This window comes from Enterococcus alishanensis, from assembly GCF_019218635.1.
In the GTDB taxonomy this organism is placed as follows: Bacteria; Bacillota; Bacilli; order Lactobacillales; family Enterococcaceae; genus Enterococcus_A; species Enterococcus_A alishanensis.
This window is the reverse complement of sequence record NZ_JAHUZB010000001.1, coordinates 481,501-497,990: the sequence shown is the minus strand read 5'-3', so window position 1 is coordinate 497,990 and position 16,490 is coordinate 481,501. Positions and strand designations below refer to the sequence as shown.

Genomic DNA, 16,490 nt, shown 5'->3' with positions numbered 1-16,490 from the left:
AAAAAATTAAATTTTAAACTAATTGAGAAATTTGTTACAAAACTCCATTAAAAAACCTCTGGTAAAAGATCACCAGAGGTTGTTGTTGTGTTGATTAATACAACTCTAAATATTGCTCACGTTCCCATTCAGAAACTGTTTGACGGAAGGCCGCCCATTCTAATTTCTTCGCTTCGACAAAGTTAGAGTAAATATGTGAGCCTAATGCATCCACAATTACTTGATCTTCACGCATAGCTTTAATCGCATTGTGAATAGTAGAAGGCAAGTCATAGATTTGTGCTTCTTTACGTTCTTCTTCGCTCATCACATAAATATTACGATCAACGGCTGCTGGCGGTGTTAATTTATTATCAATACCATCTAACCCTGCTTCTAATAATGTTGCCATTACTAAATACGGATTAGCAGAAGGATCAACTGAACGTAATTCTAGACGAGTAGATAAACCACGAGATTCTGGTACGCGGATTAATGGAGAACGATTGCGTCCACTCCAAGCCACATAAACTGGCGCTTCAAATCCTGGTACTAAACGTTTGTAAGAGTTAACTGTTGGGTTACATACAGCTGTATAGGCGCGTGCATGTTTCAATAAACCTGCTAAAAATTGATAAGCTGTTTCACTTAATTGCATTGGACCATCTTCATCATAGAAGACATTACCTTCATCATTAAATAAAGACATATTACAATGCATTCCTGAACCGTTGATTCCGTATAAAGGTTTTGGCATAAAGGTTGCATGCAAACCGTGTTTACGAGCAATTGTTTTAACTACTAATTTGAAAGTCTGAATGTCGTCACATGCTTCAATCGCATCAGCGTATTTAAAATCAATTTCGTGTTGACCTGGTGCCACTTCATGGTGAGAAGCTTCCACTTCAAATCCTAAATGTTCTAATTCTAAAACAATATCCCGACGGCAGTTTTCACCAAGGTCAGTAGGAGCAAAATCAAAATAGCCACCTTTGTCATTTAAGTCTAATGTCGGATCGCCATTTTCATCAACTTTAAATAAGAAAAATTCTGGCTCTGGTCCTAAGTTAAATGCAGTGAAACCATAATCTTTCATCTTAGATAAGGCACGTTTTAAGTTTCCACGAGGATCCCCTGGAAATGGATTGCCATCTGGACTATAGATATCACAGATTAAACGAGCTACTTTGCCATGATCGCTTTCCCAAGGGAAGATCATCCAAGTTGTCAAATCTGGGTATAAGTACATATCGCTTTCTTCGATTCGAACAAAACCTTCGATAGATGAACCATCAAACATCATTTTGTTACTTAATACTTTTTCTAATTGACTCACAGGAACCTCGACATTTTTAATTGTTCCCATAATGTCTGTAAACATTAAACGTAAAAATCGAACATTTTCTTCTTCAACGATTCGTTTGATATCTTCAACAGTTAAATCTCTTTTTGGCATAGTATCCCTTCCTTGCACTTCATTTTTTTATTTCCACAATCACTACAGCCGTGGACCTTGTGATTGGTATGGATGTTGTTGTTGGTTTAAACCACTTTGGGTCATCATTTCATCATAAAAAATTCGGCGAACATCTTTATCAGTTAACGGTGGTTTATCTTTGGCAGCTTTGGCTTCATCTTGACGCATTTGATAAACTCGTTTAATCCCTGCCATATTTAATCCGTCTGATAGATAATCTTTAATCTCTAGTAACACATCAATGTCGTTTAAAGAATACATCCTACGGTTCCCATCGCTACGTTCAGGATGAATCAGTTCTTGTTCTTCGTAATATCTAATTTGTCGCGCCGTTAAATCAGTTAATTTCATAACTGTACCAATTGGAAAAACAGCTAAAGATCTACGTAATTCCTTTTCCCGCATGACTTATCCTCCTTGCCTCTTGATGTTGAAAATAGAATACCAAAGCGTTAGACCGGTTGTCAACCCAAAATGTTAGATTTCCTTACATTAAAAATAAATTGTTCGGAAATGAGGGATTTTTAATTTAACTATTACCGGTAAAAAACTTCATTAATTGCATTGGAAACAGCGATTTTAACATGTTCAAAGGTCAAGCCACCTTGTAAATATAAGGAATAAGGTTCTCGCAATGGACCATCGGCACTTAACTCAATGCTGGCACCCTGAATAAAAGTTCCAGCCGCCATTATTATGTCATCTTCGTAGCCAGCCATGTACGATGGAACAGGTGCAACATACGCATCAATTGGTGAGAATTTTTGTATCGCTTGCGCAAAAGCAACCATCTTTTCCTTGTCTCTAAAGTCAATGAGCTGAATTAGATCGGTGCGAGGTTCATACCATTTAGGTGTAGAATTGAAATCATGTTCAGCTAAAATTGCAGCCGAATAAATTGCACCGCTAATAGCTTGGCTGACTACATGAGGGGCCAAAAAGAATCCGTATAACATATCATAGACATTTCCCAGCATGGCTCCACCTTCAGCACCTACTCCTGGAGTTGTTAGGCGGATAGCAGCTTTTTCTACCAAATCTTCTCGCCCAACAATATATCCACCCGTTTTTGCAATGCCGCCACCTGGATTTTTAATCAAGGAGCCAGCTATTATATCCGCACCTACTTCAGTCGGTTCAGTTAGCTCAGCAAACTCACCGTAACAATTATCGACAAAAATAATCACTTGTGGTGCGATCTGTCTAATGAAATCACACATTTCTTTGATTTTTTCAATCGTGAAAGAAGCGCGCATAGCATACCCGCGAGATCTTTGAATAGCAACAATCTTAGTACTTTCAGTTAATTTATTTTTTATTCCTGTAAAATCAACTGATCCATCTGGTAATAAATCAACTGCATCATAGCCAATATTATATTCTTTAAAAGAGCCTACGCCATTACCAGTTTCACCTAACACTTCCAACAAAGTATCGTAAGGAGTCCCTGTAATATATAAAAGTTCATCTCCAGGGCGTAGATTTCCATACAATGCTGTTGCAATTGCATGGGTACCAGAAACAATTTGTGGACGAACTAAAGCAGCCTCTGCACCAAAAACTTGGGCATAGACTGCTTCTAATACATCGCGACCTAAATCATCGTTACCATAACCAGTTGAAGGTAAAAAATGGGTCTCTGAAACCCGTTGTTCACGAAAAGCTGTTAAAACTTTTTGCTGATTTGTTAAAGCAATATCTTTTACTTCTTTTAGGCGAAGTTCAATTTGTTGGTCCACTTGTTCAATCTTATTTTTTAATTCATCTGGAAAATTATTCTGCCACATTGTCACCCATTCTCCTTATCCATTGAGAACTTTCTTTCGCAAAACCACGAATTTGATAGGTTTCACTAGACTCGTCAAAGTCTTCCGCTAAAACCAATGTTTCTCGTTTAATTGTGCTTAATAATTGTCCCTCACTAGCTGAAATACTTAGCAAATATGGGCTCAAAATTTCCATTATTTCTTTTCTAATACTTTCTGACAGCTGTTCTTTTCCTTTAGAGGATTTAGCTGAAATAAGTGTATTAGGAAATAGGGTTGGTGCAAATTGAATCGGATTGATTTTATCGGCTTTATTATAAACAGTCAGCATGGGAATATCTTCCATCTCCAACTCTTTCAACAAATCTAAAACCGTCTGTTCTTGCTGCTGACGGTCCTCAGCACTAGCATCGACCACATGTAATAATAAATCCATTCCACGACTTTCTTCTAAAGTTGAATGAAAGGCATCCACTAATTGTGTTGGTAAATCTTGAATGAATCCAACAGTATCAGTTACCGTTGTTTGCATTCCTTGCGGTAATGACCAACGTTTAGTCAAAGGATCTAAAGTGGCAAATAATTGATCTTGTGAATAAGTATCGGCGCTCGTAAGTAAATTAAAGATCGTTGATTTACCGGCATTGGTATAGCCTATTAAACCAATTTGAAAGACAGTTGAATCGTTTCTTTTTTGACGAGAACGTTCACGATGGGCTTCCACTTCTTTTAAATCTTTTTTAATAGCAGAAATTCGTCGGCGAATATGTCGTCGATCTGTTTCCAATTTGGTTTCTCCAGGTCCACGGGTACCAATCCCACCACCTAAACGAGATAAACTTTGCCCTTGACCAGTTAATCGATGAAATAAATAATTTAATTGCGCCAACTCGACTTGCAATTTGCCTTCTTTTGAACGAGCTCTTTGGGCAAAAATATCTAATATTAATTGAATACGATCAATTACCGGCACACCTACAATACCTTCAATTGTCTCTGCTTGGCGAGGAGATAAAGCATGGTTAAAAATAACTAAATCAGCTTCATGAGCTTCTACTAATTGTTGCAGTTCAGCCATTTTCCCTTTACCGATAATTGTTTGGCGGTCTACTTTTTGACGTTTTTGGGTCAATGAATACACAATTTCACCATGGGCCGTTTTAGTTAATCCGGCCAATTCGTGCATGGATTCTAAAAAATTGGATGTTGTATCATCTGTTTCTACACCAACTAGAATTACGCGTTCTGACAATTCTATCCCTCCTTAAGCCATGTTGCCACAGCATTTTCTATATTTGTAATAGTTTCTGGTTGTTGCACCAAATCATACCAAACAACAGGCATTCGATTTCTAAACCAAGTCAACTGCCGCTTGGCATATCTTCTGGATTGCAACTTAATTTCTTCGGTTGCTTCAGTTAAAGATTGTTCTCCTCGAAAATATGGGAATAATTCTTTATAGCCTATTCCTTGAGCTGCTTGAACAGTAGGCGTAACAAAAAGTTTTTCGGCTTCATCCAATAACCCATCATTAATCATTTGATCCACCCGTTGATTGATCCGCTGATATAACAATTTTCTTTCTGTATTTAGGCCAATAATCATTGGATTATAAAGCAATTTAGGTGTTTTTTCTGGTGAAAAAATTGAACGTCCAGTTAATTCAAAAACTTCCAATGCTCGAATAACTTTTTTTTGATTATTAAAGTGGATTTTCTCTGCTGCTAATGGATCGAGCGCTTTTAACTGCCCCCAAAGTGCTGATTTGCCGTTTTTTTCAGCAAAGATTTCATATTTTTTTCTTAACTGAAGATCATGGTCAGTTTCAGCTTTACCTAACTGATAATCCCATAACAAGGATTGAATATATAAGCCTGTACCACCTACTACGATTGGTAATTTTCCCGTAGCAGTAATATCCACAATTTTTTTTCGCGCTTCTTTTTGAAACTCTGCAACTGAGTAATTTTCATTTGGATCCTTAACATCAATTAAATAATGGGGAATTCTCTCTTTTTCTTTTTCAGTCACTTTGGCAGTACCAATATCTAGTGTTCGATAAACTTGCAAAGAGTCACCACTAATAATTTCACCGTTAAATTTTTTTGCTAAATCAATACTCAAACTGGTCTTACCAACCGCTGTTGGTCCAACTATAACTAATACTTTCTCCATTATATTCCTACTTTACATCAAAATAGCGTAACGGTTCTTTTGTTAAACGTGCTAATTGATTTTTCTTTTCCTGCGTAATTGAAAGTAATTCATCAGCAAAAGATTCCATCAATACTCGTCCACCCTTGTATGCGTAACCTCCCAAACGAACGGTTTCTTCAGGTGAAATAACCATTTTACGATGGGAAATATTTTTAAAAAACTCTTCCACTAGATATGTCGGTAAATAAAAATTATTTTGTGCGGCAAAAGATTGCAAATAAATATAATCATCAATTGCTATATAAGTATCATCAAATGCATTGAAACTAACGTAATTTTCCATCATTAAGCTACGTTTACTCAAAATTTCATTGATTTTTTTATTTAATAAATTCATTACTTCAATTTCTTTTACTCGGTGTTCAAGTTCTCGTTTCCGATAAGTTTGTCTTTCTTGATATTTAAAAAAGAAAAAAACTGTCACGCCAACAATCGCAGCACCAATCAAAACACCGATTAATCCAATAAGTCCAGTACTCATTTTTCACCCTCTTTTCCTGTCTTTTATATTACCATATTTCCGAATTAAAAAGGATGGTTGAAGAAAGTCAAAATAATCGTCCAAAACATTTGACCAATGTTGACCAATAGATTATACTATGTTTTAGAATTTAGCAATTACACTTGAAGTGTGCTAAAATAATTTTGAAAAAAGATTTGAGGAGGAATTTCCTATGAATTTAGTCCCTACAGTTATTGAACAATCATCTCGTGGCGAAAGAGCTTACGATATTTACTCTCGTCTATTAAAAGACCGGATTATTATGTTGAGTGGCGCGATTGATGATAACGTGGCAAACTCAGTGATTGCCCAATTACTATTTTTAGATGCACAGGACTCTGAAAAAGATATTTATATCTACATTAACTCTCCTGGTGGTAGTGTATCTGCCGGTTTAGCAATTTTTGACACAATGAACTTTGTAAAAGCCGATGTCCAAACAATCGTTTTAGGGATGGCTGCATCAATGGGTAGTTTCTTATTAACAGCTGGCCAAAAAGGGAAACGTTTTGCCTTACCGAATGCTGAAATCATGATTCACCAACCATTAGGTGGCGCCCAAGGTCAAGCAACTGAAATCGAAATTGCAGCAAAACATATCTTAAAAACTCGCGAACGCTTGAATAAAATTTTAGCTGAACGGACTGGTCAACCACTTGAAGTGATTGAAAAAGATACTGACCGTGACAACTATATGACAGCTGAAGAAGCAAAAGCATATGGTCTAATTGACGAAGTAATGGAAAATAGTTCAGCTTTAAGCTAAACAAAATGACTCCTGCAAATTTTTTGCAGGAGTTTTTTTATATAAACATATTTACTAAATAAATCACCCATAGATGCAATGGATAAAAAACGTAAAAGAAATATTTAGATGTTTTGGTTTGATAACCGCCTCTTTTTCCATTGTATAAATAAATCAATGGTAATACCGTCACCATCATAAACTCATTATCAAACGTCAAATATTGATACAAACTCTCCCCAGTATTCATCTGCCAAAAAATAACAATACTCCACGCAAACAAAACAAAACAAATAGCAAAAACTCCTAAATAAAGAATTTTCGAATTTTGCTTCAAGTGGCTAAAGTAAAAAATTAAGCTAATTGGCAATAAATAAAGACCACCTTCACTGAACAAAATTGGTAGTAATAAAAATCCCGCTACTACTAAATATTTACCATTCTCTCGACTTAAATCAACTGCCCATATCAAAGCGAACAATAATGCCAATGTTAGAAAAATATTATTTGGTCCAATTAATTGCAACACACTAAAACCACCAGTGAAATGATCGGTATAATTGTCAGCCAAAAAATTAATTAAACTATTCCCTAAAAGCATTATCCCCGCGCCTAAGCTTAATCGCCTCAAATATTTTTTTCGACTATGAGTATAAAAAAATCCTTCAATCAATAAAAAAACAAATAATGGTGCTACAAATCGACCCAACCAAGATACCCACAAAGGCCACCCTAAACTTGCACCAAAATAAGTATTGATATGATCGATTACCATAAAAACAATTGCTATAATTTTTAATTGATAACTAGATAAACCTTTTTTTAACATTTCATCTCCCCGCTTTCAATTCTTATCTTAGCAAAGAAAAACTTTATAAAAATGGGACGTTAGTCTGAAATGCTGCGAACAAAATTGTCACTTAGCTCGCTTTAGAATAACCAGTGGTATAATCAATCGTTACACCATCTTGCACATTGTAAATAAAAACATTATACGAAACATTTGAATCCTCAATACTTTGAGCTTCCATCTGGACCCCACGAGCAACCAATTCATCGTCTTTAAAATAAGGTGATACACGATAACGTACATGATGTTTTGTTTCACGAATATAATCGCCAACCTCTTCCTCATACTTAGTCATACCCGGGTGATTGAAACGAGCCGTTCCAGTCATCAAGTTTTTCCAGTTATTATTTTCGCCACTTAATTGAAAAGCAACCAGATGACAACGATTATATAAAGGTTGATCATCATAAAATTTTTGATGCCAGCCAGTTGGCTTAACGTTTAAACTTTCTCTTTCTTCTGTTGGCATCAACTCTTGACTTAACATTCCATTTGCTGGTCCTACGCGATTGAGATCATCTAAATCAGAAAAAATTGTCCATGAACCATTGGCTAATGACAAGTCAGTTTCGTTAAAATTGGGATTATTTTGGTTCAACGTAATGACTTTTTCACCATTATAATCTGGAATTTCTGATAAATGATCAATCGTAACACTTGGCATCGTAGATGAAATACTAGGTTCTGTTGATATCGTCTGATTTTCTGGATTGCTTTGACTGTAAACACCATAAGCAATTGCTAATAATATAATAATGCCGCTAACGACAGTCGGTCTCTTTTTTTTAACCATACATACCTCTTTTTTTAATTTTTTTGCTTAATTATTATAGCAGATTTTTTAAATAACGATGAAGATAATTTTTTTTAGAATGTTTGATACTAATTAAAAATTATCTTCAGGATTTCTTTTAATATAAAAATTTTTTCGAGATTTTTGGAAGAAGTTTGATAAAATAAATATAAAGGGGGCGTTAGAATGGAAACATTATTAATTGTGTTAGGCTTCATCGCTTTTGTTTTTGGTATTGTCAATTTTATTTCGGCATTTCGTAAAAAAACTGACAAGAAAAAAAGTGGCTATATTATTGTTGGTTCATTATTTATCATGGCTGCCGGCAGCATCTTGGCACCTGAACCTCAACAAACATCACCAACAACTGTATCAACGACGATTGCTTCAACAGAAACAAGTAAGAAAAAAGATTTACCAGATACAGGAAATGCCGGTAAAACAATTGCGTTGGATTTCCAAAAAGAGCAACAGCAGATCCATCAAGAGCTGGCAGCCATGGAATATACAGATCAGCAGACAATCGATGTAAATGGCGGTAAACCGACTTTTACTGAAGAAGACTCGGGTACAGACATCGGGTATTGGGAAAGTTATGGTGACTTAGATTCATTAAATCGGGCGACATACGGTGAAGCCTTACTAAACAAATCTTTGATGCCAAGTGAAAAAAGAGAAGCCCTAACGGTTGATCCGACAGGTTGGCGAAATAAAAAAATTGATAACAATTATCTCTACAATCGTAGTCATTTGATTGGTTTTCAATTAACTGGTCAAAATAATAATTTAAAAAACTTAATTACCGGTACACGGCAACTAAACAGTCCTGAAATGTTACGTTTTGAGTCTGATATTGCTTATTTCCTAAAACAAAATCCGAAGAAATTTGTTCGTTATTCAGTCACACCAATCTTTCGTGAAAATGAATTAGTTGCACGAGGCGTCCAACTTCAAGCTCAATCAATTAATAACGATGAAATTAGTTTCAATGTTTATATCTTTAATATCCAAGATGGTGTTGAAATTAATTACGCCGACGGAAGTAGTCGAACCACTGCTGAAATTCAAGCAGAAAATGACCGGAAAGCTGCGGAAGAACACGCAGCAGCTGAAGCTGAACAAGCCAGAATTGCTCAAGAACAACAAGCGGCGGCGGCTGAGCAAGCCAGAATTATAGCCGAACAAGCTGCGCAACAGCAAGCCGCCCAAGGAAGAACTGTTTACGTAGCACCACAATCTGGAAAAAAATATCACTTTAACGCCAATTGTCGCGGACTTTCTAATGCAAATTCAGTTGTTTCAATGACTGAATCTGAAGCTGCTGCTCAAGGATATGGCCGTTGTGGTTTTGAATAAATAAAAGAGACTAGCAGATTGTAGTGACCCCAAATAGTTAGACTTTTTTGGAGTGGAGAAATCCACTCCTTTTTTCTTTGTTTTTACTGCTATTATATTTTAAGCTGCTTTCAATGCCGATTTTCTAAATTGCACCGGACTCTGCCAATTTAATTTTTTCTTCATACGTTCATGATTGTAGTAATAAATGTAATTATCAATTGCTTGTTTCAATTCCTCAAAGCTATGAAATTCTCGTCCATAATAAATTTCTTGTTTTAATAAACTAAAGAAATTCTCCATGATTGAATTATCCAAGCAGGTGCCCTTACGGGACATACTTTGAAATATTTTATGTTCTTTTAATTTATGATTGTATGCCTTCATTTGATAAGCCCAGCCTTGATCAGAATGAAAGGTTCGACGGTAGAGACAGTCTTTTGTTACTTGAATCGCTTCTTCCAATGCCTCCATGATCGCTAGTGCATTTGGCTTTTCAGAAATACGATAAGAAATAATCTCACTGCTGTACATATCTAAAAAGGGATCAAGATACAGTTTCTTTTCACGAATGGTCCCGGATTTGTCTAGTTCAAAATATTTTAGCTCTGTCGTATGTGTCGTAATCTTTTGATGACAAATGCTTGTGCAAAAGCGTCGATGAATTCGATTTTTCGTAACCGCACCGATCTTCCCACGATAAGAATGATAACGACGAGATTTCCTCGTGAATGAGCGGACCTCAATACCCAGTTTCCTAATCAAGCGTTGCACTTTCTTCTTGTTTACATGGAACCCACGATTACATAATTCCTTTGTTAGGCGCAAACAGCCATAATCCTTATGTTGGCTTCTTATCTTAAGTATTTCCTCTTCAATTTCTTGATCTGGATTTTGTCGATCAAACCGTTTTTGCCAATACATAAAGGTCGATTTAGGGAATTTCAAAGTTTCAAGAAGCTCAACTAATTTGAAGGATCCTCGGAGGCTGTCGATGATTCGTGCGATTGATTCTTTCGTCTTTGTTGGGCTTCCTGTTTCGCAGCTTCCTCAATTCTTTTAAAAAAGCATTTTCAATCTGAAGAGAACGGACTTGTTTTTCTAATTCCTTGATGCGATCACGTTCTTCAAGGGTTGCTTTGTTTGCCTTTGGATTTTCTTTTTTCTTAGACAAAATCGGCGGACGTCCTTTCTTTTTTGAGAGTCCATCTACTCCTTCTGCACGAAAGGTTCTCATCCAATTGGCGATTAATGCAGGATTGTTTATCCCTAAATGATTCGCCACTTCACGATAGGACAACTCAGTTGTTTGATATAACTCTATCGCATCCATCTTGAATTGAACAGAATAACTTTGATTTTGTCTTTTACGAAGAAGCCCTTCTTCACCAAATTCTTGATAAGCATTGAGCCAATTTTTCATTTGATTTTCTGACTTCAACCCGTGTTTCTTAGATAAATAGGAGAAACCTCCTTTTCCGTCAAGATACTCTTGAAGGATTTTCAGTTTGAATTCAAAACTATATTTAACCATAAAATACCGACCTCCAGAAGTTAGATTTTTGGTCTAACTTTTTGGGGTCGGTACAGATTTGCTAGTCTCTTTTCTTATAACGAACCTAATAAATTAAATAAGAGATGAATTGCCATACTGTAGCGTAAATCTTTCGTATATAAATAAGTTCCTGCTAGAATCCAACCTAAACTTGCATAATATAAAAAAGCCAGTGAAAAAGAAGCTTCATGCATCAAACCAAAAACAGTTCCAGAAACAATAATTGCTAATATGTGTGAATTACGTCGATTTTGATTAAAAAAATAATTGAAAAAAATACCTCGAAAAATTATTTCTTCTGCTAAAGGGCCAAAAACGACCGTATTGAAAACTGCCAGCATAGGCACTAAAGCGGTTGCTTGATTAATTGCTTCTTGATTATCTGGTGTATCTAAAGACAAGAAACTACTAAAAACAATAGCAACTATGTTCATGACAACAAACATACCTACCGTAAACAAAATCTTATTTCCAGCTAGTTTTTCTTTTCCAAAATGATTTGGGTTAGCAATTCTCAGCTGATTCCGATAACGACTATACAGGAAATGTAACAAAAAGACACTTAACGTCACCTCCCCAACTAATAAAGGCAGTTCATATTGCTGCATAAAATTGGGAAAATAAGGAGCAAAAGCTTCAAATTGTGGCACTCCTAAAATTTGAATAAATAAAAAAAAGAAAAATATTTTTAAGATTAACTTTAAAAAAACAGATTGATCTTTATCAGCCATTAGATTCACCTCATTTCATGAGTTTATTCTACACCAGTATTTGTGTAATCAATGTTTCATTTCTGTAAGATTGGTTTGGGCGTACTGAGTTTCAATAGAATTAAAAAAGGAGTTTTATTATAATTATTTTCAAAATATTTGTACTTTGTTTCAAGATTCGATAAAATATAATTGAAAGCGTTTTATAAAAAAGGAGGAACTATCATGAGAAAAGGTTTAATAGCTTTATCTTTGGGAACTGCTGTAGGATTTTGGGGGTTCGTAGTCAATAGTGAAGATGCGTCAGCGGCGGAGATGTATCGTCTTTACAACGCCAATAGTTCAGAACATTTTTACACTGAAAACAAAGGAGAAAGTGACAATTTACGGAAGGTTGGCTGGCATTATGAAGGTATAGGGTGGATAGCTCCAAATAGTGGTTCACCAGTTTATCGTTTATACAATGCTAATGCTGGCGATCACCACTACACGATGGACACAGGTGAAAGAGATCATTTAATAAGTGTTGGTTGGCAATACGAAAATATCTCGTGGCTCTCAGCTGAACAAAATGATTTGCCACTTTACCGTCTCTATAATCCTAACGCCGTGGCGGGAGCTCATCATTATACTTTGGATACTGGCGAAAGAGATAATTTAAAACGTGCCGGCTGGAAAGATGAAAATGTTGCATGGTATGCTGAAAGTCGTCCAACTTATCCATTTGCAGTGGCTAACAATGAAATCAGTGGTACAAAGAATTTTTATATTAGTGGCGTAAACGTCCCGAATAATATCTCAACAACCTTTACAAATCCTTCCAGTTCAGCAAATGGTCAAGTGACATTCAAATACACTGATTACAATGGTCAACAAAATTCGATTGTCTACAATGCTACTTTACAACAAGTAGCAACCAAAGATGTCCGAATTTTTTCTGCCAAAGATCATAGCATAAAAACAAATTCAGTAAATACCACTATTAAACTTGGGACTATCGTTTCTGGAGAAGAACAACAAGACCTTGTCGGTGATCTCTATCTTCAATACAATGACTCCGGCAGTATTTCATTAATCACACCAAATTATGCAGGAAATGTTATGCCAGAAGACACTGATGTGATGCTTGAGTATCTGATTCAATAATAATTACTTTTGTTAAAAAAATTACTAAAAAGCACGAAACCTTACTTGATAGGTTTCGTGCTTTTTTTAAGCGGGTGACGAGAATCGAACTCGCGACGGAAGCTTGGGAAGCTTCTGTTTTACCACTAAACTACACCCGCATTACCATAAAAAGTATAACGCTTTTTATTTTTTTCTACAAGCAAGAAAAGATGTTTGACAAAAAGATCATAATCTTCTACCTTCAACAGTATAAGATGGGAGCTAATTTTTTATGGACACTTTAAAAAATACTCAACAAAATATTGCTGATAAGAATAATACCGTTGTTTTTATCTCTTCACCAAATTGAAGTATCTGTCATGTTGACGAGCCTCGGGTACGAGCGCTAACAGAGAAATACCAGATGCCTTATTTTCATTTAGATATCATGACAGAACCAGACTTAGCCGGTTACTTTGAAGTGTTGACAGTTCCGGCAATTTTAATTTTTCATAATGGTCGTGAAGTTTTACGTCAAGCGCGTTTTTTACAAATGAAAGACATTGAACATATTTTACAGCAACTACCAAAAGAATCCGCAGATGTTGACTACAATGATTTATTTAATTAAAAAAGCTCGAAGCAATTGTTGAAAATTGCCTCGGGCTTTTAAAATTTACTTTTCATCATTTCCATGGTGTAAGAAATAAATCAAGGTTTGTAATTCATTTGTTAAATCAACGCTTTGAATAATAATATTATCTGGCGCGGATAAGCGAGCTGAAGTAAAGTTCAAGATTCCTTTGATCCCTGCTTCAACTAATTGATCGACTACTGCTTGTCCTTGTTCAGCTGGAATTGTTAGAATTGCAATTTCAATTTGTTGTAATTTAATTTGCTCTTTCATGCTATCTAATGGATAAACGGGAATACCATCTACAATCCGACCAACAATATCTTCTTTTACATCAAAGGCGCAACTTACACGAATACTATTGCTTTGATGAAATTTAAATTTTAATAGGGCACTACCTAGATTCCCCACCCCAACCAATGCAACGTTGGTTAATTGGTCATCGTTTAAAATTTTACCGAAGAAATTCATCAAATCTTCTACATCATAACCGTAACCTCTTTTACCCAGTTCACCAAAGTAAGAAAAATCACGGCGAATTGTCGCGCTGTCTACTTGAATCGCTTCACTTAATTCTGTTGAGGATACTTTTGTCTTGCCAGCGCTATTTAAAATCCGTAAATACCGATAATATAACGGCAAACGTTTAACTGTTGCTTTTGGAATTGAATTTTCTTTCACAATAACTCTCCTTATAATAAAAATTGCAATTTGCTTTACTACAAACCTATAATAGCAATTTTTATACTAAAAAAGCAATGGCTATGCTCACTAATTGTGAAATATTCACGTTGCTTTAAGAAAGCTAGTACAATTATTCCACCTTTTTCTAAAAAATAAAAAAGAAATATGATAGACTAAATCTAGCTAAAACAGATAAAAGAGGAAAAAATATGATTTTATTACAGGCAAATCAGGTCGCCCGCTATTTTGGCGCCGAAACATTATTTGAAAATCTCCATCTCGAAGTTGCCAGCAAAGCGCGCATCGGTCTTGTTGGGCGGAATGGCGCAGGAAAATCAACTTTACTAAAAATTATTGCTGGTATCGAAGCACCCGACGCTGGACAAATTATTAAAAATAAACAAGCAACTTTAGGCTATTTAGCACAAGACACTGGCTTAACCTCCAATGAAAATGTTTGGAATGAAATGCTAAAAGCTTTTGAAAAAGTACGTCAAATGGAAAGGCGCATGCGAGAATTAGAAGTACTAATCAGCACTACTGCTGAAAATGATTCAAATTATCCTAGTCTGATGAAAGAATACGACCAACTACAACACGATTTCAATGACCAAAATGGTTATGGCTATGAAAATGAAATCAGAAGTGTCCTACATGGTTTTAATTTTGATGAATCTTTTTATCAGCAGCCGATTGATACCTTGTCTGGTGGTCAGAAAACCAGACTGGCTTTGGCTCGTATGTTATTGGTCAAACCAGATATTTTAATCTTAGATGAACCTACTAACCACCTCGATATTGAAACTTTGGCTTGGTTAGAAGATTATTTACAAGGCTATCCTGGCGCATTACTGATTGTTTCCCATGACCGCTACTTTTTAGATCATGTGGTGAATCAAATATATGAAATTGCCCGCCACAAAATGACTCATTACACGGGAAATTACTCCCGCTATTTAGATCTGAAGGCCGCTCAATTGCAAAGTGACTGGAAAGCCTATGAAAAGCAACAAACAGAAATTGGTAAGCTGGAAGATTTTGTTGCTCGAAACTTAGTCCGTGCTTCCACTACGAAACGTGCCCAAAGTCGCCGGAAAACACTAGAGAAAATGGATCGTTTAGATCGACCAGATGGCAAAGAAAAATCAGCAACATTTATGTTTGATATTAACAAGACTTCTGGTAATGTGGTATGTCAAGTTGAAGATGCGGCTGTTGGATATGATGAAATTTTAGCTGATCCTATTAATTTAGATATTCGCCGTCAAGACGCTGTTGCATTAGTTGGACCTAACGGAATTGGAAAATCTACATTACTTAAATCAATTATTGGTCAAATTCCTTTTATAAAAGGAGAAGCTCATATTGGGACAAATGTTTCAATTGGTTATTATGATCAAGCACAGGCCGAACTACACGGCAACAAAACCATTTTAGCTGAATTATGGGATGAACATCCTACCACTCCAGAAAAAGATATCCGCACAGTTTTAGGTGGCTTTTTGTTTAGTGGTGAAGATGTCGAAAAAACCATTCCTTTATTAAGTGGTGGTGAAAAAGCTCGTGTCGCTTTAGCAAAATTATCTATGAACAAAGAAAATTTCTTAATTTTAGATGAACCTACTAACCATCTAGACATTGACAATAAAGAAGTTCTAGAAAATGCTTTAATTGATTACGAAGGAACATTGCTATTTGTTTCCCATGACCGTTACTTTATTAATCGAATTGCTAATAAAGTCATTGAATTGCGTCCTGAAGGTAGTAAATTATACTTAGGTGATTACGATTATTACTTAGAAAAGAAAAAAGAAGAAGAAGAAATCGCAGAAATGTTAGCGGAAAAAACTACCGTTACCGAAGCACCTAAGAATAAATTCTATCAAGATAAAGAACAACAAAAGCTGCAGCGCTCGCTATCTAGAAAGATTACCGCAATTGAAGAAAATTTAGCAAAACTTGATGAAACGATTGGACAATTAGAAACAGCCATGACCAAACCTGATGCGCTAAATGATCATGTGCGACTTTTAGAGCTGACAAATCAATTGGAAGCTGTTAAAGCTGAACAAGAAAATCAAGAAGCTGAATGGGAAGAATTAAGTTTATCTTTAGAAGAGTTGGAATAGGTCTTTA

General features: G+C 35.7%; 14 protein-coding genes, 1 tRNA gene and 2 pseudogenes. 5 read left to right on the top strand and 12 right to left on the bottom strand.

Annotated elements, in window-relative coordinates; translation table 11 throughout:
- Positions 1–94: 94 nt before the first annotated feature.
- The 6 genes from glnA to KUA55_RS02390 all read right to left on the bottom strand — a co-directional run bounded on the left by glnA (position 95) and on the right by KUA55_RS02390 (position 5,920).
- A complete protein-coding gene (glnA, locus tag KUA55_RS02415) occupies positions 95–1,435 on the bottom strand; it encodes a type I glutamate--ammonia ligase (RefSeq protein ID WP_218324573.1) in 1,341 nt (446 codons plus the stop codon).
- Between the two features lie 42 nt (positions 1,436–1,477).
- Positions 1,478–1,861 (bottom strand): MerR family transcriptional regulator, encoded by a 384-nt coding sequence (locus tag KUA55_RS02410; protein ID WP_218324572.1) that lies wholly within the window; start codon positions 1,859–1,861, stop codon positions 1,478–1,480.
- A 131-nt stretch (positions 1,862–1,992) separates the two neighbouring features.
- A complete protein-coding gene (locus tag KUA55_RS02405; protein WP_218324571.1) occupies positions 1,993–3,243 on the bottom strand; it encodes a methionine gamma-lyase family protein in 1,251 nt (416 codons plus the stop codon).
- The gene (gene hflX / locus KUA55_RS02400; protein ID WP_218324570.1) at positions 3,230–4,474 is read right to left on the bottom strand and encodes a GTPase HflX; all 1,245 of its coding nucleotides are present in this window, start codon (positions 4,472–4,474) and stop codon (positions 3,230–3,232) included. The genes KUA55_RS02405 and hflX overlap by 14 nt, the downstream gene beginning before the upstream one ends.
- A 2-nt stretch (positions 4,475–4,476) precedes the next feature.
- Positions 4,477–5,397 (bottom strand): tRNA (adenosine(37)-N6)-dimethylallyltransferase MiaA, encoded by a 921-nt coding sequence (gene miaA / locus KUA55_RS02395; protein ID WP_218324569.1) that lies wholly within the window; start codon positions 5,395–5,397, stop codon positions 4,477–4,479.
- 7 nt (positions 5,398–5,404) lie between these two features.
- Positions 5,405–5,920, bottom strand: coding sequence for a hypothetical protein (locus KUA55_RS02390; protein WP_218324568.1), 516 nt, complete (start codon positions 5,918–5,920; stop codon positions 5,405–5,407).
- Positions 5,921–6,113: 193 nt separating this feature from the next.
- Here KUA55_RS02390 and clpP point away from each other — a divergent pair, with 193 nt between their 5' ends.
- On the top strand, positions 6,114–6,707 hold the full coding sequence (clpP, locus tag KUA55_RS02385) for an ATP-dependent Clp endopeptidase proteolytic subunit ClpP (protein ID WP_218324567.1): 594 nt from the start codon (positions 6,114–6,116) through the stop codon (positions 6,705–6,707).
- Between the two features lie 37 nt (positions 6,708–6,744).
- Here the strand turns inward: clpP and KUA55_RS02380 are convergent, their stop codons facing one another.
- On the bottom strand, positions 6,745–7,515 hold the full coding sequence (locus KUA55_RS02380) for a TraX family protein (RefSeq protein WP_218324566.1): 771 nt from the start codon (positions 7,513–7,515) through the stop codon (positions 6,745–6,747).
- A 91-nt stretch (positions 7,516–7,606) separates the two neighbouring features.
- Complete coding sequence (locus tag KUA55_RS02375; RefSeq protein ID WP_218324565.1) at positions 7,607–8,329, bottom strand: DNA/RNA non-specific endonuclease; 723 nt, start codon at positions 8,327–8,329, stop codon at positions 7,607–7,609.
- A gap of 186 nt (positions 8,330–8,515) precedes the next feature.
- On the opposite strand from KUA55_RS02375, the gene KUA55_RS02370 reads away from it, so the two are divergent.
- On the top strand, positions 8,516–9,685 hold the full coding sequence (locus KUA55_RS02370) for a DNA/RNA non-specific endonuclease (RefSeq protein ID WP_218324564.1): 1,170 nt from the start codon (positions 8,516–8,518) through the stop codon (positions 9,683–9,685).
- A gap of 99 nt (positions 9,686–9,784) precedes the next feature.
- Here the strand turns inward: KUA55_RS02370 and KUA55_RS02365 are convergent.
- Positions 9,785–11,198 (bottom strand): annotated as a pseudogene (locus KUA55_RS02365) (IS3 family transposase).
- 74 nt (positions 11,199–11,272) lie between these two features.
- Positions 11,273–11,950, bottom strand: coding sequence for a CPBP family intramembrane glutamic endopeptidase (locus KUA55_RS02360; RefSeq protein ID WP_218324563.1), 678 nt, complete (start codon positions 11,948–11,950; stop codon positions 11,273–11,275).
- A 294-nt stretch (positions 11,951–12,244) separates the two neighbouring features.
- On the opposite strand from KUA55_RS02360, the pseudogene KUA55_RS18690 reads away from it, so the two are divergent.
- A pseudogene (locus tag KUA55_RS18690) lies at positions 12,245–12,631 on the top strand (C39 family peptidase); the annotation flags it as partial.
- 513 nt (positions 12,632–13,144) lie between these two features.
- On the opposite strand, the gene KUA55_RS02350 reads toward KUA55_RS18690, so the two are convergent.
- Positions 13,145–13,215 (bottom strand) — tRNA-Gly (locus KUA55_RS02350).
- A gap of 245 nt (positions 13,216–13,460) precedes the next feature.
- Here KUA55_RS02350 and KUA55_RS18250 point away from each other — a divergent pair.
- Positions 13,461–13,667 carry a thioredoxin family protein gene (locus KUA55_RS18250; RefSeq protein ID WP_246601349.1) on the top strand — a complete coding sequence of 69 codons (207 nt, stop codon included), beginning with the start codon at positions 13,461–13,463 and terminating at the stop codon, positions 13,665–13,667.
- 45 nt (positions 13,668–13,712) lie between these two features.
- Here KUA55_RS18250 and KUA55_RS02340 read toward each other — a convergent pair whose 3' ends face one another.
- On the bottom strand, positions 13,713–14,351 hold the full coding sequence (locus KUA55_RS02340) for a redox-sensing transcriptional repressor Rex (protein WP_218324561.1): 639 nt from the start codon (positions 14,349–14,351) through the stop codon (positions 13,713–13,715).
- Positions 14,352–14,563: 212 nt separating this feature from the next.
- Between KUA55_RS02340 and KUA55_RS02335 the strand changes: the two genes are divergently transcribed.
- Positions 14,564–16,483 (top strand): ABC-F family ATP-binding cassette domain-containing protein, encoded by a 1,920-nt coding sequence (locus KUA55_RS02335; protein ID WP_218324560.1) that lies wholly within the window; start codon positions 14,564–14,566, stop codon positions 16,481–16,483.
- Positions 16,484–16,490 lie beyond the last annotated feature (7 nt).